The following is a 19,614-nucleotide window of genomic DNA, read 5'->3' on the forward strand; positions in this document are numbered from 1 at the left end:
CTGGTGTCAGATTATTTTTTTGTGCTATTGATTCTGTCTTCTGCTTTTTTCATTGCAGCTTGTTGAGAAGTAATGTTGTGTTCTTTAGCATAGTTTAGTACTGCTAAAGTTGTATTATAGATATTTTCAGTGCGTTTTAAAGCCTCATCTAACCCATAGTTTGCTATCTCTCCAAAAACATTAATTATACCTCCAGCATTGATTAAAAAGTCTGGAGCGTATACGATGCCACGTTCTTGTAGACGTTTACCGTGTATTGCTTCAATTGCTAATTGGTTATTAGCTGCACCAGCAATAACTTTTGCTTTGAGTTTTTCGATAGAATCGTCATTGATTGTTGCCCCTAGAGCACATGGAGCATAGATATCTACATCTTCGAGATATAAATCTGTACCTCTGAATATTTTAGTATTGTATTTTTTAGCTACTTCTGTTACTCTTTCTTCATTAATATCTGTGATTGTTACTATGGCACCGTGTTCAGTTAGGTGTTTTACTAAAGTTTCACCTACATTACCAATACCTTGTACAAGAACTTTTTTACCTTCTAAGTTATCTGTTCCAAATTGGAAGTTAACAGCAGCTTTAAGTCCCATAAATACACCATAGGCTGTTACGGGTGATGGATTACCTGATCCGCCTAAACTTTCAGATATACCCGTTACGTGAGGTGTAATAGTGTGAATTAAATCCATGTCAGCAGTAGTAGATCCTACATCCTCTGCAGTAATATATCGACCACTTAAAGAATTTACGTAATGAGCGAATGCTTTAATCAATTCAGGATTTTTGTCTTTTTTAGAATCTCCCATGATTACTGCTTTTCCTCCGCCAAGGTCTAACCCTGATATAGCAGATTTATAGGTCATACCTCTAGATAGTCGTAGTACATCATTTAGTGCTTCCCATTCTGAAGCGTAGTTCCACATTCTAGTGCCTCCTAATGCAGGGCCTAATGTAGTGTTGTGTATACCGATGATTGCTTTTAATCCAGACTCTTTGTCGTGACAAAATACGATTTGCTCGTGATTGTCAAATGAAACTTGTCCAAATACTGGTGCCATAGTTTTTAACTCTTCTGGCGAATAGATTTTTGTAGTCATAATCAATGTCTTTTGGGATTAGGTTGGCGTGTTTTAACAATAAACACATTATAAAGATAATGAAAAAAGTATTGATTATTAAGTAGATAAGAGTATGGAGGTATGGATATACGAATCCTTTAAAGATATTTTGTAAATAGGAGGATATTAGATAAAAAAAAATCCGCATACTTGCGGATTTAATTAAACTTTCATGATTTCTGCTTCTTTAACAGCAAGAATATCATCTATTTTTTTGATGTAACCATCAGTTAGTTTCTGAACTCTTTCTTCAGCATCTTTACAGATGTCTTCCGATGTTCCATTTTTTTCTTCTTTTTTGATATCGTTATTAGCATCTTTACGAGAATTTCTAATACCGATTTTAGCATCATCAGCCTCTGTTTTAGCTTGTTTCGCTAAGTCCTTACGTCTTTCTTCTGTTAGGGCAGGTATGTTAATGATAATGTTATCACCATTATTCATTGGGTTTAACCCTAAGTTAGCAATCATGATTGCTTTTTCTATAGGTTGTAACATTGCTTTCTCCCAAGGAGTCACTGTTAGTGTACGCGCATCAGCAGCATTAACATTAGCTACCTGAGATAGTGGAGTCGGAGAGCCGTAGTAGTCTACGAATACAGCTCCTAACATCTGTGGAGAAGCTTTTCCTGCACGGATGTTTAATAGTGATTTATCTAAGTGAGCTACAGTGTTATCCATAGACTCTTTGGCAGCGTCGATTATTAAATTGATTTCTTCTGTCATAACTTTGATTTAATTAATGTTTACAGCAACAGTAGTACCTACTGATTCGTTACCTTGGCAAACTTTTAATAAATTATCTTCTTTATTCATATCGAATACTACTATAGGCAAGTCATTTTCTCTACTTAGAGTAAATGCCGTAGTATCCATTACATTTAGTCCTTTTGTTAAGCAGTCACTAAAAGAGATTCTTTCGTATTTAATAGCTGTAGGGTCTTTTTCAGGATCAGCTGTATAAACACCATCTACTCTAGTCCCTTTTAAGATTACATCAGCATTAATCTCTACACCGCGTAATACAGCTGCTGTATCTGTAGTGAAGTATGGGTTACCTGTTCCAGCTCCGAAGATTACAATTCTTCCTTTTTCTAAGTGACGAACAGCTCTTCTCTTGATATAAGGCTCTGCTACAGCTTCTATTTTTAAAGCTGTCTGTAATCTAGTTAGCATACCAGCAGCCTCTAGTGCTCCTTGTAATGCCATACCATTGATTATAGTAGCTAACATACCCATATAATCACCTTGTACACGATCCATTCCTACATTTGCACCTGCAACACCTCTAAAAATATTTCCTCCCCCTATTACAATTGCAATTTCAACACCTAATTCGTGAACTTTTTTTACTTCAGCAGCATACTCTGCTAGTTTTTTAGGATCAATACCGTATTGTTGATCACCCATTAAAGCTTCTCCACTTAATTTCAGTAGAATTCTTTTGTACTTCATTGAAAGATATTTTTAAAGTTTTGCAAATATAAAGATTATATGCTTCTATGGGGTAGCTTTTTGAAAAATATGTTGATTCTCTGTAAATGTCTCTTTAGCAGTATTGTAACCTAAATCATAAATTTCATCCATTTTTTTCTTACTTCTTTCGAAGGTTGAATACATGTTTAGCTCTTTCGGTTCTATTAGCCAGTCACATAGTTGGCCTTGTCTTGCATTTTGCATTCTAGTCATAAGTTCATAAGCTCTTATTGTTACAGCTTTGATAGAGGTTAAGTTCTCAGGTGTAGCTTCTTCTATTGGTGTGACATTGCTACCGATTATATAGTCACATTTTTTTTTGATTATGTCTATGGGGAAGTTGTTTAATATACCTCCATCACTATACAGTTTGTCTCCGATTTGGTATGGAGAGAATACACCAGGGAAAGCACTTGATGCCAATATAGCATCTACTACCTTTGTTTTTTTCTTGAATATATGAAGTTCACCTGTTACGATATTTGTTGCATTGATATATACAGGGATAGGTAGTTCTCCTAAAGTCATTTCTCCAAATACTTTTTTTAGATATCTATCGAAAGTATTCACATCGATTAATCCTGCTTTTTTTAAAGTAAAATGTTGCCAGTTAAACAAGTTGACAGACTTAAAGAAGATTAATATTTCTTTAGGTTCTATACCTGCAGCATATAAGGAAGAGACAATAGAGCCTGCACTTGTACCAGCTAGAAAGTCGGGTTTAATATTTTGTTCGTCTAGAAACTGTAACACTCCTGCATGAGCGATTCCTTTATACCCTCCACCAGAAAGTACTAATCCTATTTTGTTCTCTTTCATTCTTCTGTGTATTGTTTTTTAATGAGTTGTTGACGTATTCTAGATTGTCTATACCTCCTTTGTTTTATTAGCAGAAATTACTGTATTATTTATTCCAAACTCTTTGTTATGACTTCGATATCCTTTAAAAAGTTTATCTTTGATAGTAACAAACAATAAAATTAAACAAAATGATAAACATTGATCCAAAATACATTGAGAAAAGTTTAAGTTATAATGAGTTTCGTCACTATGTGACTGAAGCACTCGCTACTGATAAGAGTATTTTGAACTTAGAAGATGATTATTTGGCTTATGCAGAACTGAATGAAGCTAGATTACATAGGCTTGACAAAACGATGAAAGTAGAGGAAGAAGTAATTGCTAAATTAGCGGGATTAAAGAAGAAATACACTTGGATTGTTATCTCTGAGAGCTGGTGTGGTGATGCGGCGCAAATAGTGCCTATACTTAACAAGATGGCTGAGTCAACTGATAATATCGAATTAAGAATAGTATTTAGAGATCAGAATCTTGAATTGATGGATGCTTTTCTTACTAATGGAGGTAGAGCTATTCCAAAGTTGATCATAGTAGAACAGGATACTTTAAAAGTATTAGGAGATTGGGGACCAAGACCTATACTGGCTCAGAAAGTTGTCACTGATTATAAAGCTACTCATGGGGTAGTAGATGAAGCAGGTAAAGTAGCACTGCAAATGTGGTATACTAAAGATAAAGGACATGAAGTACAGAAAGAGGTAATAGAATTAATGACTTCTTTTATTTAAGTTTTTTTGTGATGTTGTGATTTTGGCTTTCTGTTCAACACAATTACCTTTGATAAACAGAGATATTCACAACATCACAACATCATAATGCGCCTAGAATAACTATCTTATCAGATAAAGACATACCTGCTGGGTTACATCCTTGTAATCCTTCTGGAACTTCTTGATTCAGATTTTCAAAGTAATCTAGCCAAACAGGAAAGAATTCATTTGTCTTTTTAGACTTGTAGGTCATTGGGAAGAGTCTAAATACTTCTTCATTATTATTGGCACTTTTAAATGCGTCGTATATCAGCTCAGAACAGTAGTATTTACTATTATTCATTAGATAATTTACATCATAAGGAAGTCCCACTTGTGCTATAGTAAAGGCTTTGGCATCAGTAATCAATCCTTGATATTCAGGTAGTAATCTCCCTATATACTGGGCTTCTACGTTCTTAGCAATAAACTTATCAAGTGGAGTGATACACACTTCAGGCCAAGTTGCTTCTATGACTTGTAATGTTCCTTCATGTTCTATAATCATACCGATATGATTAAAGTTAATGTTGTTATAGCCATGAGTAACTTCATTAATCGCTTCGCATAACGGACCGCAATTGATGTTTTGAAAGATGAAATCTCCTTCTTTATAATCTGTTTGTTGAGACCAAATAAGTTGAGTACTAAGAAAAAATAATAATATAATACGCATAAAAAGTTGTTTCTGCGAAGATAAGGTGTGTGGTATTGATTATCAAACTCAATAAAACAATAATTGCTAAGTTCCTTACTCATAAAAACCTAGTGTTCACTTTTTAACAGTATGTTATCCTTAATAGTATCTCTACATTCGTTTGCGAGAAAAGATAATTATGTTGTTAAATATGCGCAGTAAGGTAAATTTAATATTTATTATAAGCTTAGTTGCATTTGTAGGATGTAATAAGTATACGGATGTGAAGAATACAGATGAACCAGAAAGAGTGATGCCTCTGATGTCTCCTGTAGTATCGGATACCAAAGAGAATGTGTTTGAATATTTAGTAGAAGGAGTGAATAAGGTAGGTGATTATTTTGTTGGGAAAGTCAGGTTAGTAGGAGAGACAGGTGCGGGATATATAGCAAAAGACAGTATCTCTCTTCAGTTTTATATTGAAGTTAGACGCGTACAGGAGGGAGGACTTATTGGTACTGATACCAATGGAGTAGAGTATAAGCTGTCCTTTAAAAAAGAGAGTAATCATTAGGGTGTCATAGTAGCTGTACTCTGTATACTTATTTAGTAAGAAGCTTTTATATCTCAGCCTCTAATAACTTTCTAAATAATCTACTTTAAAATTTCTTCCAATTATCCGTTAAAGAACTTCTAGTTGCACTTTCTCCTATTTCCATTTCAGGTAAAGATTTTTACCCAGATTAAGCATTAGTCAAATACTGCAAAGCAATTCTACTTCATATCTCTTTCATTTCTTCTAAAACCATACTACAGTATGCTTTTTTCTTAAATTCAGGGCTGTTTTGTATAATTACTTTTCGTTTATACGTCTATCGCTTAATCCAGGTTTAATGTAGGATCTAATGCTAATATTTGTTGAATGGATACCACTATAAGATCATCTTCGTTAATGGTAATTCCATCAAAAAATTGCCAATCGCCATCTTCGTCATAGTACACGTGACTGATTAAACTCTTATTAAAAGCGATGTTTCGGGAAGTTATCGCTGCTTTACTAGGTTGGTCATTTTCTGTTTTCATAAGTTGTGATATTAAAAAAAACTAGTGTTAATTTATTTATAATCAGTGATGTACAAAAGATTATTTTGGGTTTTTGATAGATCAACTTTCATTAGCTTTTATATAATCCCAATCAAATTTAAGTATAGGTTTATTTCTATTATTTTGGATACTATTGTATTGGGCAATGCGTGAGGTATGTATGCGGTACGCTTGCTGAATCAGACCTCCTGAGCAGGAATAGGGCAGTGAAAGGGCACTTATTCAGGAGATATGTGCAAGGGGAGATGAGTTTCTCTAGATTATGTAATAAATGTAAGCGAAAGTTAATTGGATAAAGATAGCCTACCGTTAATCTGTCACATTAGTTTAAGAAATCATGAGATAAAAAAAGCCACAAGTCTCCTTGTAGCTTTTGATTATATATTTAGGTATGTGTTACTCTTGTACTGGAGTGTCGATGCCTAGTGCTTTTAATAACTGTTCTTCAAATTGTTCTGGAGTAACAGCATTTGCAACATCGAAGTCACCTATTTTAGTTCTGCGTAATGCACTTAAGTGTGCTCCTGAATTAACTTTAAGACCGAAGTCATACGCTAGAGATCTGATGTATGTACCTTTAGAACATACTGTTCTAAAATCTACATCAGGCATCTCTACTTTAGTTAATTCGAACTCTTCAATCGTGATCGGACGAGTAGGTATCTCTACTTCTTCTCCTTTACGAGCGTGCTCATAAAGTCGTTTACCGTCTTTCTTAAGAGCAGAGAAGATAGGTGGACGTTGTTCTATCGTACCGATGAATGATACTCTAGCTTCGTCTAATACGCTATCAGTGATATGTTCTGTAGGATAGGTCTGGTCTATCTCTGTCTCTAAGTCGTAAGATGGAGTAGTTCCACCTAAAGTGATCGTACCTGTGTATTCTTTGATTTGCCCTTGTAGTTCACTGATTTGTTTAGTGAATTTACCTGTACAGATAATCAGTAGTCCTGACGCTAATGGATCTAGTGTTCCTGCGTGTCCTACTTTAATTTTCTTCAATTCAAAGTGTTTTTTTAATAGCCATTTAATCTTGTTCACAGCCTGAAACGATGACCAAGTAAGCGGTTTGTCTATTAAGAGTATTTGCCCTTCTTGGAAGGCTTCTTTATTGTATTGTATCATTATTGTTTAAGGTATCCGAAGTAGAATAATAGTATAGCTCCAGCGATAATACGGTAGTATCCCCATGGTTTGAAACCGTATTTTTTGATAATTCCGATAAAGAATTTGATTGCGACAATAGATACAACAAACGCGATGACGTTACCTAATAAGAATAACTTCATATTATCTGGATTGTCTAATAGTATCTCGTATCCTATTCTTCCTGATTCGTATTTCTTTAATACGATAGAATATACAGTCACGGCTGCCATAGTAGGAACAGCTAAGAAGAATGAGAACTCAGCAGCTACTTGGCGAGAAAGACCTTGTTGCATACCCCCGATGATAGAAGCAGCAGATCTACTCGTACCAGGCATCATCGCTAGACATTGCCAAAAACCGATAGTTATAGCTTGTTTAACAGTGATATCTTCTTCTCTAACTGTCTTAGGGTTCTTAAAGTATTTGTCTATAAATATTAATACAATACCACCTATTATCAACATAATAGCGATATATACAGTTTCTCCTAAAACCTTGTCTATGGCTTCGTCAAATAACTTACCTAAAACTAAAGCTGGTATAACCGCTAGTACTAGTTTTTTGTAAAAGTTAAGTTTACTGAAGTCAAGGAACTTTCTCCAATATAGTGCAACAACGGCTAGGATAGCTCCGAACTGTATAGCAGTTTGAAAAAGTTTAACGAATTCGTCTTCTTGTATTCCATAAGCAGAACTTACGAATATCATGTGAGCAGTAGAAGATACTGGTAGATATTCAGTTAGTCCTTCTACTATGGCTAGGAGGATAGCTTGTATTAAATCCATTTATTGTATATAGTTTGTTATTTGTTATCTTTTTTGAATATTGCGTAGATTGCTACTCCCATAGCGATAAAGAATACAGCTGGTGCTAAGTGTATACGTCTAAAGCTGTAGATGTCTTCATTAAATTCTGTTGGTACATCATTAGTAGCTCCTGCCATTAAGAAAAAACTTAGTGCAACAAGTGCAATACTTACTAGTAGAATGATGTAGTTCTTCTTAGAGAAAAGAAGAGTATCCTTGTTTTGATCTTGATCTTTCATATTAATAAAGTTCGTCTGATTTTAGGTTTAAGAATCTTTGTGTAGCAAAGAATGTACTAATACTAGTAATAAGCATTCCAAGTACTAATATACCAATAGATACAATTACTAATGGCATATAATCTTCTTTAGGATTGATGTTTAAGTCTGGCATCTTACTGTCTGCATAGAAAGTAAGTGCTGTGATTGCAATAATAGCTAATATAGAACCAATAATCCCTAGTTTCATACTGTGATTAATAAATGGTCTTCTAATGAAGCGCTTAGTAGCACCTACCATTTGCATTGTTTTAATCGTGAATCGACTAGAAAATATTAATAAACGCAGTGAACTATTGATTAATAGCATTGATACTACAGTTAGGAATGCTGCTAATATAAGTACCCATTGAGTTACTTTATCTACATTCTCATTCACTAAATCTACTAGTTGTTTATCGTATTTAATATCTGATATAGCTGTGTTTGTATTTAATTCTTTAAGGATAGTATCAATACTATCATTCACTACATATTCACCTTTAAGGTGGATATCGTAGGAATCTTGTAATGGGTTAAAACCTAGATATTCTACGAAGTCCTCTCCTAGTGTTTCTTGATGTTCTTTAGCAGCATCTTCTTTAGAAACGAATTTTACTTCTTTTATATAGTTCTTTTTACCTAATGATGCACCGAATTTGTCTAAATCAGCTTTGGTAGTGCTCTTTTCGATGAATATTGTCATCGGTATATTCTCTCTAAAGTTATCTGAGATTTTTTTAGAGTTAATAACGAATAAGCATAGTGATCCTAAAAGGAATAGCACTAAGAAAATACTAAGGATAACAGAAAAATAAGAAGAGATTAATCTTCGCTTTTGATATTTTTCATAAGAGCTTGCCATACAATCTAATTTAAGTGCGTAAAAATAACAAACAAAAACGTTTTTATTAAGACAATAACGATTAAAGTTTTCTAATTGTTATAAATATAGTTTATTTTTGCCTGAACGGATGGGATTTTTGATGAAATCACAGATTAGTTGTTGATAGATAGGATAGAAGTGTTCTGTAAGTCAGTTCATTTTTTAAACCTTAAGTCTGCAGAAAACATTTAAACGAGAATAAATTATACAAAACAGAGCAATATTAGTGATTAAAGCACACTGTAGTGTGGTTTAAGAGATAATTGAAGCTAAGTAAAGTAGAATTAATTCGTAGTAAATGGTAGTTGCAGGATTAAGGGTAAAGTATTTATCTTAGCTTACTCAAAAATAACAGGACTACTTTTAGTACGTATTTACTGAGCTCAGAGGTATAATCTGTAGAAGGTAAACAAAGACCCCAAGTGTAAAATTTGATATATAAATTATAGTATGAAGTATTATCCAAACGAAATTGAAGCTAAGTGGCAGAAATTTTGGAAAGAAAACCAAACTTTCAAAATCGAGAATAACGCTGATAAGCCGAAGTATTACATCTTAGATATGTTCCCTTATCCATCTGGAGCAGGGTTACACGTGGGGCATCCACTCGGATACATCGCATCAGATATCTATACTCGTTTTAAACGTCAAAAAGGTTTTAATGTTCTCCACCCTCAAGGATATGATAGTTTTGGACTTCCTGCTGAGCAGTATGCTATCCAAACAGGGCAACATCCTGCTGTAACAACAGAAGTGAACATTGCTAGATATAGAGAGCAGTTAGATAAAATTGGTTTCTCTTTTGATTGGAGTAGAGAGGTACGTACTTCTAATGCGGATTATTATAAGCATACGCAGTGGATTTTTATCCAGTTGTTTAATGCATGGTATAATAAGGTAAGTGATAAAGCTGAATCAATTGATACATTAGTAGCTGTTTTTGAAAAAGAAGGAAATGCAAATGTGCAGGCTGTATGTGATGATGCTATCGAAGTATTCAGCGCAGACCAGTGGAATGCATTCAGTGCAGATGAGAAAGAAACAATGTTACTTAAATATAGAATGACTTACTTAGCAGAAACAGAAGTTAACTGGTGTCCTGCGTTAGGTACTGTACTTGCTAATGATGAGATCAAAGATGGTCTATCAGAGCGTGGAGGTCATCCTGTAGTGAGAAAGAAAATGAAGCAATGGAGTATGCGTATATCTGCTTATGCGGAACGTTTACTACAAGGGCTTAATGATATTGACTGGACAGAGAGTATTAAAGAGAGTCAACGTAACTGGATCGGTAAGTCGGTAGGGGCGTCTGTGGTGTTTAATCTTAAAGAAGGAGAAGATACTATCAAAGTATTTACTACTAGACCTGATACGATATTTGGTGTAAGCTTTATGACGTTAGCTCCTGAGCATGATTTAGTGAGTAAGATTACTACTGCTGATCAGAAAGAGGCTGTTGAGGCTTATGTAGAAGCTACTTCTAAGCGTAGTGAGCGTGACCGTATGGCAGATGTGAAGACTATCTCGGGTGTGTTTACTGGAGCGTATGCTGAACATCCATTCACGAAAGAGCCAATCGAGATATGGATTGGTGATTATGTATTAGCTGGTTATGGTACAGGAGCTGTTATGGCTGTGCCTGCTGGAGATACTAGAGATTATGCATTCGCTAAGCATTTTAATATTACAATCAAAAATATTTTTAATCAAGATATTACTGAAGAAGCTTATGCTGATAAAGAAGGTTTCTTATTAATAGAGTCTGATTTCTTAAATGGATTAAGCTATAAAGAAGCTACTGCTAAAGCTATCGAAGCGTTAGAAAAAATAGAACATGGTAATGGTAAAACGAACTACCGTTTACGCGATGCAGTATTTTCTCGTCAGCGTTATTGGGGTGAACCTTTCCCTGTGTACTACGTAAATAATCTTCCAAAGATGATTGATAAGAAATTTCTTCCAATCGTTCTTCCAGAAGTAGAAAAATACTTGCCTACTGAAGATGGACAACCACCTTTAGGAAATGCTGCAGTATGGGCATGGGATACAGTAAATAATAAAGTAGTAGAGAACGATAAAATAGATGGAGTATCAGTATTCCCTCTAGAATTAAATACAATGCCAGGATGGGCTGGTTCTTCATGGTATTGGATGCGTTATATGGATCCTCAGAATACTGAAGATATCGCTTCACCAGAGGCGTTGGCATATTGGCAAAATGTAGACTTATATATAGGAGGGAATGAGCACGCTACAGGACATCTATTATACAGTCGTTTTTGGAATAAGTTCTTAAAAGATTTTGGAGTTGCTCCAACAGAAGAGCCGTTCAAAAAATTAATTAACCAAGGAATGATCTTAGGAACTTCTGCTTTAGTATATAGAATAGAAGGCACGAATACCTTTATATCTAAGGATATGATTAAGGATGAAAAAGTACAACAGCTATATGCTTATGTTGGATTAGTGAATTCTTCTTCAGAGTTAGATACAGACGAGTTTAAAGCTTGGAGACCTGATTATGCTGGAGCTGAGTTTATTCTTAATGCGAATGGTAAATATATCGTTGGTCATGAGGTAGAGAAGATGTCTAAGTCTTATTATAATGTGGTTAATCCAGATGATATCTGTGAAGAATATGGAGCAGATACACTACGTTTATACGAAATGTTCTTAGGTCCATTAGAACAGGCAAAACCATGGAATACTGCTGGTATTTCTGGAGTCGCAGGTTTCTTGAAAAAACTATGGAGATTATATGCTGATGATAATGGTGTAGTGGTGATAAATGATGAGCCTACTCCAGAGATGTATAAGTCACTTCATAAGACAATTAAAAAGGTTACTGAGGATATAGAGAATTTCTCTTTCAATACTTCGGTTTCTCAATTTATGATTTGTGTGAATGAGTTATCTCAACAAAAGTGTAATCACAGAGTTATCTTAGAGTCATTAGCAATTATCGTTTCTCCATATGCGCCACATATCGCAGAAGAGTTATGGTCAATGTTAGGGCATACGACATCTATTACTTATGCAGAGTTCCCAGAATTCAAAGCTTCTTATTTAGTAGAGAGTGCTAAGGAATACCCTGTGTCGTTTAATGGAAAAATGAGATTTAAGATTGAGTTGCCATTAGATTTAACTGAAGAAGAAATTAAAGCAGCTATCTTAGCAGATGAGCGTACAATAGCTCAATTACAAGGGAATGCTCCTAAGAAGATAATCATCGTGCCAGGTAAGATTATTAATCTAGTAGGTTAGTATTTCGCATATATTGAATAAAGTAACAATGCATCATTTAGAGATGTGAATATTATAAGAAAAGCCTTAGCTCTTGAGTTAAGGCTTTTGTATTTTGAAAGAGGTTAGTCGTTGTTTTAACCCAGATTACGCATTAGCCAAATACTACAAAGTATTTCTACTTCGTACTTCTTTAATTAGCTCTAAAACCATACTATAGTATGCTTGTATTACTAATTTAGACCTACCTTGTATAATTACTTATCGTTTAGATGTCTATCGCGTAATCTGGGTTTAAAGTTATGTTTTGATATAAATAAAAAGGGTTGTTAGTAAAAACTAACAACCCTTTTTGGTCTATTATAAGTTTGTGAATTATTTGCCTGGTCTAATAAGTAATGCATGTTCAAAGTCTTTTTGGATTGCTTTTAGATTGCGCTCCGCATCAAGTCTAGTTTTATAATTTCCGACTAATACTTTATAAGAAGGATTAGTATAAACAATGGTAGCATTTACCTCAGGATACAATCTTCTGAATGAACTTAAGGCAGATCTCGCCTCTGTGTTTTTTCCATAAAAGATTTGAATCTTGAATTTGTCATTTACTGCTGTAGAAGTATTCGCATTCTTTTTCTTGTTAAGTAGTTCTTTTATTGCTGAGGGCTCATTTAGCGTGGTTTTAGAGGACTGTGCTATAATTAGATTATTAGCAAATAGGACTAAGTTTAAGACAAGAAAATTTCTTAAAAATCTCATAATGAATAATGTTTAGGGCAAATTTACAAATTATCTTGATAATGAGGTAATCAGATGTTATTTAGAACGCATATAAATTGACTTTTAAGCTCTTTAAAGGTTTTAAGAGTAAGTCATAAATTGTATTTTTGTCGGAGTTTGTAAATAAGGTGTATAGGATAGCAGTCTAATTGGCTGTTAAATAAGACCAAGTTTAGTTGAAAATCATTTTATAACTATGAAAAAAGTGGGTAACCATAATTCGTTTTCAAAGATTTTATTCTTTTGTTTAGCGTTAATGCTATCGTTTACTACAATTTCGTTTGCTCAAGATGTAGCAAAAGGTAAGGAATTGTTTAACTCTAACTGTGCGGCATGTCACAAGTTAGATGGAAATTCTACTGGACCAGCTCTACGTGGAGTAGTTGAACGACATGATGTAGCTTGGCTACACAAGTGGATTAAAAGTAGTTCTTCATTAATTAAATCTGGAGATGCTGCTGCTGTTAAATTATTTAACGACTGGAATAAGGTTGTTATGAATGACTTCCCTGCATTGTCAGATGAGGATATTGATAACATTTTAGCTTATACGTCAGAAGTTAAAGCTGAAGCACCAGCACCTGTGGCTGGAGCAGCTGGAGCGGCAGGAACATCAAATAATGATGGTGTTTCTAATATGATTGTATTAGGAGCATTAGTTATTGTGTTGATGCTTTTAGTTACTATGTTATTCTTCGTTAAGAAGGTATTAAACAAAGTAGTTGAGGCTAATGGATTAACTCCTGAGGTTCGCAAAACTATTCCTTTGTGTGCTGCATTCGTTAAAAATAAGTTTTTAGTGATTGTGTCTACATTAGTACTTGTGTTAATTGGGTCATACTTTGCGTATGGTTGGATGATGCAGGTAGGTGTTGATCAAGGGTACGAACCAGTACAGCCAATTCACTTCTCTCACAAGATTCACGCTGGTGATAATGGTATTGATTGTAAATACTGTCACTCTTCTGCTAGATCTAGTAAGACATCAGGTATTCCATCATTGAATGTTTGTATGAACTGTCATAAAAACATTGGTGAGTTTACAGGTGAAGCTGGAGTTGATTATGGTAAATATACTCCTGAATTCTACACTGGAGAGATTCAGAAACTATATGATGCAGTAGGATGGGATGCATCTACTCAGAAATATACTGGAAAAGAAAAGCCAGTTAAATGGGTTAGAATACACAACTTACCTGATTTTGCATACTACAACCACTCTCAACACGTTAACGTTGCTGGTTTAGAATGTCAAACTTGTCACGGGCCAGTTGAAGAAATGGAAATTATGAGACAACACTCTCCATTAACAATGGGATGGTGTATCGATTGTCACAGAAAAACTGACGTTAAGTTAGAGAGCAATGAGTATTACGCTAAGATTCACAAAGAATTATCAGAGAAATACGGAGTTGAGAAATTGACTGTAGCTCAAATGGGAGGTTTAGAATGTGGTAAATGTCACTATTAATAATTTAAGAATAAGAAGCTAATATATATATACAATGGCATCAAACAAAAAATACTGGAAAAGTGTTGAGGAGCTGAATGAAAATAGTTCTATTGTTGAGTCGCTAAGAAACAATGAGTTTGTTGAAGAAATTCCTACTGATGAGTTTCTTGGGGATCAAAATAAATTGTCTTCTTCATCAACAACTCGTCGAGACTTTTTGAAATATGTAGGTTTTTCTACTGCAGCAGCAACATTAGCTGCATGTGAGGGGCCTGTTGTAAAATCTATTCCGTATGTAGTTCAGCCAGAAGAGATAATTCCTGGAATTGCAGATTATTATGCAACTACTATAGCAGATGGATTTGACTTTGTAAACGTTTTGATCAAAACTCGTGAGGGACGTCCAATCAAAGTTGATAATAACAGACTAGCTAATGCTTACTCAGGAGCTAACGCTCGTGTAAATGCATCAGTTTTATCAATGTATGACAGCCTTCGTTTGAAGGGATCTAAAATCAGCGGTAAAAGTGCTTCATGGGATGAAGTAGATGCTAAAGTAAAAGCAAGTTTACAAGATGCTAAATCAAATGGAGGAAACATCGTATTATTAACTAATACAATGGCTAGTCCATCAACTGATAAGGTTATAGCAGAGTTTATCACTGCTAACCCTACTGCTAAACATGTTGTTTATGATGCTGTATCATCTTCTGCTGCTGCAGATGCTTATGAGAAAGCGTATGGAGTACGTGGATTAGCTGATTACGATTTCGGTAATGCTGATGTTGTTGTTTCTGTAGGTGCTGATATCTTAGGAGATTGGCAAGGTGGAGGATACGATTCAGCTTATGCTCAAAATCGCATTCCTAAAAATGGAAAAATGTCTAAGCATATCCAAATTGAGGCGAATATGTCTTTATCTGGTGCTAATGCTGATGTTAGAATTCCATTAACTGTGGCTCAACAAAAAGCTGCTTTAGTTAAGATTTACAATGTAGTAGTTGGTGCTAATGTATCTGCTCCTGCTATCGAAGGTAAATATGCTGAGGCTGTTACTAAAGCTGCTGCTCAATTAGTAAGTGGTGGTTCAAGAGCTGTTCTTGTATCAGGACTTGATGATGTAAATGCTCAATTATTAGTATTCGCTATTAATGAGAAGTTACAATCTCAAGCTTTCTTACCAGAACAAACTAAAAATGTACGTAAAGGTAATGCTACTGAAGTTGGTCAGTTAGTTAAAGATATGAATGCTGGGAAAGTTCACACATTGATTATGTCAGGTGTTAACCCAGTTTATACTTTAGCTGATAGTGCTGCTTTCGTAGAAGGATTGAAAAAAGTTAAAATGTCAGTTGCTTTCTCATTAAAAGAAGACGAAACTGCATTGCTTACTACAATAGCTGCTGCTGCTCCTCACTACTTAGAGTCTTGGGGTGATGTAATGATCAAAAAAGGTCACTACTCAGTAATGCAACCTACTATCCGTCCTTTATTCGATACTAAACAATTACAAGATTTATTATTGTTATGGGCTGGTAATAACACAGCTTACTACGAATATGTAAAAACTGTTGGTAAATCTTACGTAGCTGATAAAACTTGGAATCAATTGGTTCATGATGGTTTTGCTGTTATAGGAGAAAACGCTAAAGTTTCTGCTTCTGCTGATTTCGCTTCTGCAGCTTCTGCATTAGGATCTGCTAAGAAAGTAGATGGATTAGAGTTAGTTTTCTATACTAAAACAGGTATGGGGGATGGACAACAAGCAAATAACCCTTGGTTACAGGAATTTCCAGATCCGATCACTCGTGTATCTTGGGATAACTACGTAACTGTATCTCAGGCTGATGCTGAAGCTTTAGGAATTAAGAATTTCCACGTAGCTAACGGAGGTTTAGATGGTAGCTATGTTACTATCGAAGCTAACGGAGTTAAATTAGAAAAAGTGCCAGCTTTAATCCAACCAGGACAAGCTAAGGGAACTATCGGTTTAGCTTTCGGATACGGAAGAAAAGCTGCTCTTAAAGAAGAGATGCAGGTAGGTGTTAATGCTTATACATTATACAAAGACTTTAATGGAGTACAAGCTGCTGCTATTACTGTTGAAGGAGGTAACCATGAGTTCGCTTGTGTTCAGTTACAAAACACTTTAATGAGTAGAGGTGATATCTTAAAAGATACAACATTAGAGAAATTTATCAAAGAAGATGTAGAGACTTGGAACATTAAACCAGTGGTATCTTATGATCACGCTGAAGTTAAAGCTTCTACTATTGATATCTGGGAATCATTTGATAGATCAGTGGGTCACCACTTTAACTTATCAATTGACTTAAATGCATGTACTGGATGTGGTGCTTGTGTAATCTCTTGTCACGCTGAAAATAACGTACCTGTAGTAGGTAAGTCAGAAGTAAGAAGAAGTAGAGATATGCACTGGTTACGTATCGATAGATACTATTCTTCTGAGGATACATTCGCAGGAGATGTAGCTAAGAAAGAAGGTACAAAAGGATTTGGAGAATACCGTGAGGCATTCCAAGAATTAGAGCATCCAGCTGAAAATCCACAGGTAGCTTTCCAGCCAGTAATGTGTCAACACTGTAACCACGCTCCATGTGAGACTGTGTGTCCAGTAGCTGCTACATCACATGGTCGTCAAGGTCAAAACCATATGGCGTATAACCGTTGTGTAGGTACTAGATACTGTGCGAATAACTGTCCTTACAAAGTAAGACGTTTCAACTGGTTCTTATACTCTCAAAATAGTGAGTTCGATTACAACATGAATGATGATTTAGGACGTATGGTATTAAACCCAGACGTAGTAGTTCGTTCAAGAGGGGTAATGGAGAAATGTTCATTATGTATCCAAATGACTCAATCTACAATCTTAAAAGCTAAGAATGAAGGTAGAGCAGTTCGTCCAAATGAATTTGAGACTGCATGTTCAGCAGCTTGTTCAAGTGGAGCAATGATCTTTGGAGATGTAAATGATAAAGAGTCAGAAATTACTAAATTAGCTGAGTCAGATAGATCTTACCATTTATTAGAGCACATTGGTACAAAACCAAATGTATTCTATCACGTTAAGGTTAGAAATATCTAGTTAAAAGAATTATTAATTAAAGAAACATATAAAGGATTATGTCGTCACATTACGAAGCACCCATTAGAAAACCTTTAGTTATTGGTGAGAAATCATATCACGATATAACTGTGGATGTGGCTAGACCTGTAGAAGGTAGAGCAAACAAACTATGGTGGAGAGTTTTTACATTAGCTTTAATAGCGTTTCTATGGGGAGTAGGTTGTATGGCTTACACTGTAGGTACAGGTATTGGAACTTGGGGATTAAATAAAACCGTTGGATGGGCTTGGGATATTACCAACTTCGTTTGGTGGGTAGGTATCGGTCACGCGGGTACATTAATTTCTGCTGTATTATTATTATTTAGACAAAAATGGAGAATGGCGATTAACCGTTCTGCAGAGGCAATGACAATTTTCTCTGTAGTTCAGGCTGGTTTATTCCCTATCATTCACATGGGACGTCCATGGTTAGCATACTGGGTATTACCTATTCCTAACCAGTTCGGATCATTATGGGTTAACTTTAACTCACCATTATTATGGGACGTATTTGCGATCTCTACGTATTTATCAGTATCATTAGTTTTCTGGTGGACTGGTTTACTACCTGACTTCGCTATGTTACGTGATAGAGCTATTACGCCATTTACAAAAAGAGTATATTCAATTTTATCATTTGGTTGGTCAGGTCGTGCAAAAGACTGGCAACGTTTTGAGGAAGTTTCATTAGTATTAGCTGGTTTAGCTACACCTCTTGTACTTTCTGTACACACGATTGTATCTTTTGACTTTGCTACTTCAGTTATCCCTGGATGGCACACTACTATCTTACCTCCATACTTCGTAGCAGGAGCTATCTTCTCTGGATTCGCAATGGTTAATACGTTGCTTATCATTATGAGAAAAGTTTCTAACTTAGAAGATTATATTACTGTACAACACATCGAGTTAATGAACATTGTAGTTATGATTACAGGTTCTATCGTTGGGGTAGCTTATATCACTGAGTTATGGGTTGCTTGGTATTCAGGAGTAGAGTATGAACAATATGCATTCTTAAACCGTGCAACAGGACCTTACTGGTGGTCATATTGGTTAATGATGACTTGTAACGTAATTTCTCCACAGGTAATGTGGTTTAAGAAAATTAGAACAAACATCTTAGCTTCATTCGTTATTTCTATTGTTGTAAATATTGGTATGTGGTTTGAGCGTTTCGTAATTATCGTTACGTCATTACACCGTGATTATTTACCATCATCATGGACTATGTTCCAACCTACTTTTGTAGATGCCGGTATTTATATTGGTACTATTGGTTTCTTCTTTGTATTATTCTTATTATACTCTAGAAGTTTCCCAGTAATTGCACAGGCAGAGGTAAAAACTATCTTGAAATCTTCAGGAGAGTTTTACAAGAAAGAAAGAGACAGCAAAGAGAATCATCAATCTTTAAATCATTAATATATTATGAGTAATAAAGTAATTCACGCACTATACAACGATGATGATGTGTTGTTACATGCTGTAAAAGAAACACGAGATGCTCATCATCATATTGAAGAAATTTATACTCCATTCCCAGTTCACGGACTAGATAAGGCAATGGGTTTAAAACCAACTAGACTTGCAGTTTGTGCATTTATCTATGGATTGATTGGACTTTCTTTTGGTACATTTATGATGTATTATATTATGATTGTAGATTGGCCACAAGATATCGGAGGTAAGCCAAGTTTTAGCTTCATTCAAAATATGCCAGCTTTCGTTCCAATTATGTTCGAGATGACAGTGTTATTTGCTGCTCACTTAATGGTTCTTACGTTCTTTATGAGAAGTAAATTATGGCCTTTCAAAGAAGCTGAGAATCCAGACGTAAGAACTACGGATGATCACTTTTTGATGGAAGTAGCTTTAAATACTGATGAAGAGTCAGCTATAGAGTTCTTCAAGAAGACTGGTGCAGTTGAAGTTAAAGTAATTGAAAAGCAATTGTAGA

Annotated in this window: 18 protein-coding genes; 7 read left to right on the forward strand and 11 right to left on the reverse strand. The window is 35.1% G+C overall.

Annotation, left to right across the window (positions count from 1 at the left end; translation table 11 throughout):
• Positions 1–11 precede the first annotated feature (11 nt).
• The 4 genes from LNQ81_RS08025 to LNQ81_RS08040 all read right to left on the reverse strand — a co-directional run bounded on the left by LNQ81_RS08025 (position 12) and on the right by LNQ81_RS08040 (position 3,419).
• A complete protein-coding gene (locus LNQ81_RS08025) occupies positions 12–1,103 on the reverse strand; it encodes a Glu/Leu/Phe/Val dehydrogenase dimerization domain-containing protein (RefSeq protein WP_272492035.1) in 1,092 nt (363 codons plus the stop codon).
• A gap of 183 nt (positions 1,104–1,286) precedes the next feature.
• Positions 1,287–1,850 carry a ribosome recycling factor gene (gene frr / locus LNQ81_RS08030; RefSeq protein ID WP_229945741.1) on the reverse strand — a complete coding sequence of 188 codons (564 nt, stop codon included), beginning with the start codon at positions 1,848–1,850 and terminating at the stop codon, positions 1,287–1,289.
• Between the two features lie 9 nt (positions 1,851–1,859).
• Positions 1,860–2,579 (reverse strand): UMP kinase, encoded by a 720-nt coding sequence (gene pyrH, locus LNQ81_RS08035; RefSeq protein ID WP_229945743.1) that lies wholly within the window; start codon positions 2,577–2,579, stop codon positions 1,860–1,862.
• A gap of 45 nt (positions 2,580–2,624) precedes the next feature.
• A complete protein-coding gene (locus LNQ81_RS08040) occupies positions 2,625–3,419 on the reverse strand; it encodes a patatin-like phospholipase family protein (protein WP_229945745.1) in 795 nt (264 codons plus the stop codon).
• A gap of 170 nt (positions 3,420–3,589) precedes the next feature.
• Between LNQ81_RS08040 and LNQ81_RS08045 the strand changes: the two genes are divergently transcribed.
• The gene (locus LNQ81_RS08045; protein WP_229945747.1) at positions 3,590–4,189 is read left to right on the forward strand and encodes a thioredoxin family protein; all 600 of its coding nucleotides are present in this window, start codon (positions 3,590–3,592) and stop codon (positions 4,187–4,189) included.
• An 82-nt stretch (positions 4,190–4,271) separates the two neighbouring features.
• On the opposite strand, the gene LNQ81_RS08050 is transcribed toward LNQ81_RS08045, so the two are convergent.
• Entirely contained in the window at positions 4,272–4,886 is a 615-nt protein-coding gene (locus LNQ81_RS08050; RefSeq protein WP_229945749.1) for a YiiX/YebB-like N1pC/P60 family cysteine hydrolase, read from the reverse strand.
• Between the two features lie 172 nt (positions 4,887–5,058).
• Between LNQ81_RS08050 and LNQ81_RS08055 the strand changes: the two genes are divergently transcribed.
• The gene (locus LNQ81_RS08055) at positions 5,059–5,421 is read left to right on the forward strand and encodes a hypothetical protein (RefSeq protein ID WP_229945750.1); all 363 of its coding nucleotides are present in this window, start codon (positions 5,059–5,061) and stop codon (positions 5,419–5,421) included.
• A 305-nt stretch (positions 5,422–5,726) separates the two neighbouring features.
• Here the strand turns inward: LNQ81_RS08055 and LNQ81_RS08060 are convergent, their stop codons facing one another.
• The 5 genes from LNQ81_RS08060 to LNQ81_RS08080 form a co-directional block, all read right to left on the reverse strand.
• The gene (locus tag LNQ81_RS08060) at positions 5,727–5,930 is read right to left on the reverse strand and encodes a hypothetical protein (RefSeq protein ID WP_229945752.1); all 204 of its coding nucleotides are present in this window, start codon (positions 5,928–5,930) and stop codon (positions 5,727–5,729) included.
• A 417-nt stretch (positions 5,931–6,347) separates the two neighbouring features.
• Complete coding sequence (gene truB / locus LNQ81_RS08065) at positions 6,348–7,076, reverse strand: tRNA pseudouridine(55) synthase TruB (RefSeq protein ID WP_229945753.1); 729 nt, start codon at positions 7,074–7,076, stop codon at positions 6,348–6,350.
• Complete coding sequence (locus LNQ81_RS08070; protein ID WP_229945755.1) at positions 7,076–7,885, reverse strand: undecaprenyl-diphosphate phosphatase; 810 nt, start codon at positions 7,883–7,885, stop codon at positions 7,076–7,078. Before LNQ81_RS08070 ends, truB begins: the two co-directional genes overlap by 1 nt.
• A 17-nt stretch (positions 7,886–7,902) precedes the next feature.
• Positions 7,903–8,145, reverse strand: a complete 243-nt coding sequence (locus LNQ81_RS08075) for a DUF3098 domain-containing protein (protein ID WP_229945758.1) — start codon at positions 8,143–8,145, stop codon at positions 7,903–7,905.
• A 1-nt stretch (position 8,146) separates the two neighbouring features.
• Positions 8,147–9,028 (reverse strand): cell division protein FtsX, encoded by an 882-nt coding sequence (locus LNQ81_RS08080; RefSeq protein WP_229945760.1) that lies wholly within the window; start codon positions 9,026–9,028, stop codon positions 8,147–8,149.
• Positions 9,029–9,499: 471 nt separating this feature from the next.
• On the opposite strand from LNQ81_RS08080, the gene leuS reads away from it, so the two are divergent.
• Positions 9,500–12,313: a leucine--tRNA ligase gene (leuS, locus tag LNQ81_RS08085; RefSeq protein WP_229945762.1), complete on the forward strand. Its 2,814-nt coding sequence runs from the start codon at positions 9,500–9,502 to the stop codon at positions 12,311–12,313.
• A gap of 354 nt (positions 12,314–12,667) precedes the next feature.
• Here leuS and LNQ81_RS08090 read toward each other — a convergent pair whose 3' ends face one another.
• Entirely contained in the window at positions 12,668–13,048 is a 381-nt protein-coding gene (locus tag LNQ81_RS08090) for an SPOR domain-containing protein (RefSeq protein ID WP_229945764.1), read from the reverse strand.
• A gap of 217 nt (positions 13,049–13,265) precedes the next feature.
• Here LNQ81_RS08090 and LNQ81_RS08095 point away from each other — a divergent pair, with 217 nt between their 5' ends.
• Genes LNQ81_RS08095 through LNQ81_RS08110 form a run of 4 tightly spaced genes read left to right on the forward strand, consistent with a single transcriptional unit; the run spans position 13,266 to position 19,613 of the window.
• Positions 13,266–14,540, forward strand: coding sequence for a c-type cytochrome (locus LNQ81_RS08095; RefSeq protein WP_229945767.1), 1,275 nt, complete (start codon positions 13,266–13,268; stop codon positions 14,538–14,540).
• 34 nt (positions 14,541–14,574) lie between these two features.
• Positions 14,575–17,631 (forward strand): TAT-variant-translocated molybdopterin oxidoreductase, encoded by a 3,057-nt coding sequence (locus LNQ81_RS08100; RefSeq protein WP_229945768.1) that lies wholly within the window; start codon positions 14,575–14,577, stop codon positions 17,629–17,631.
• 38 nt (positions 17,632–17,669) lie between these two features.
• The gene (gene nrfD, locus LNQ81_RS08105) at positions 17,670–19,079 is read left to right on the forward strand and encodes an NrfD/PsrC family molybdoenzyme membrane anchor subunit (RefSeq protein WP_229945770.1); all 1,410 of its coding nucleotides are present in this window, start codon (positions 17,670–17,672) and stop codon (positions 19,077–19,079) included.
• A 6-nt stretch (positions 19,080–19,085) separates the two neighbouring features.
• Positions 19,086–19,613, forward strand: coding sequence for a DUF3341 domain-containing protein (locus tag LNQ81_RS08110; protein ID WP_121964934.1), 528 nt, complete (start codon positions 19,086–19,088; stop codon positions 19,611–19,613).
• The last annotated feature ends 1 nt before the right edge of the window (position 19,614 follow it).

The sequence above is a fragment of the Myroides oncorhynchi genome (genome assembly GCF_020905415.1).
GTDB classification, from domain to species: domain Bacteria; phylum Bacteroidota; class Bacteroidia; order Flavobacteriales; family Flavobacteriaceae; genus Flavobacterium; species Flavobacterium oncorhynchi_A.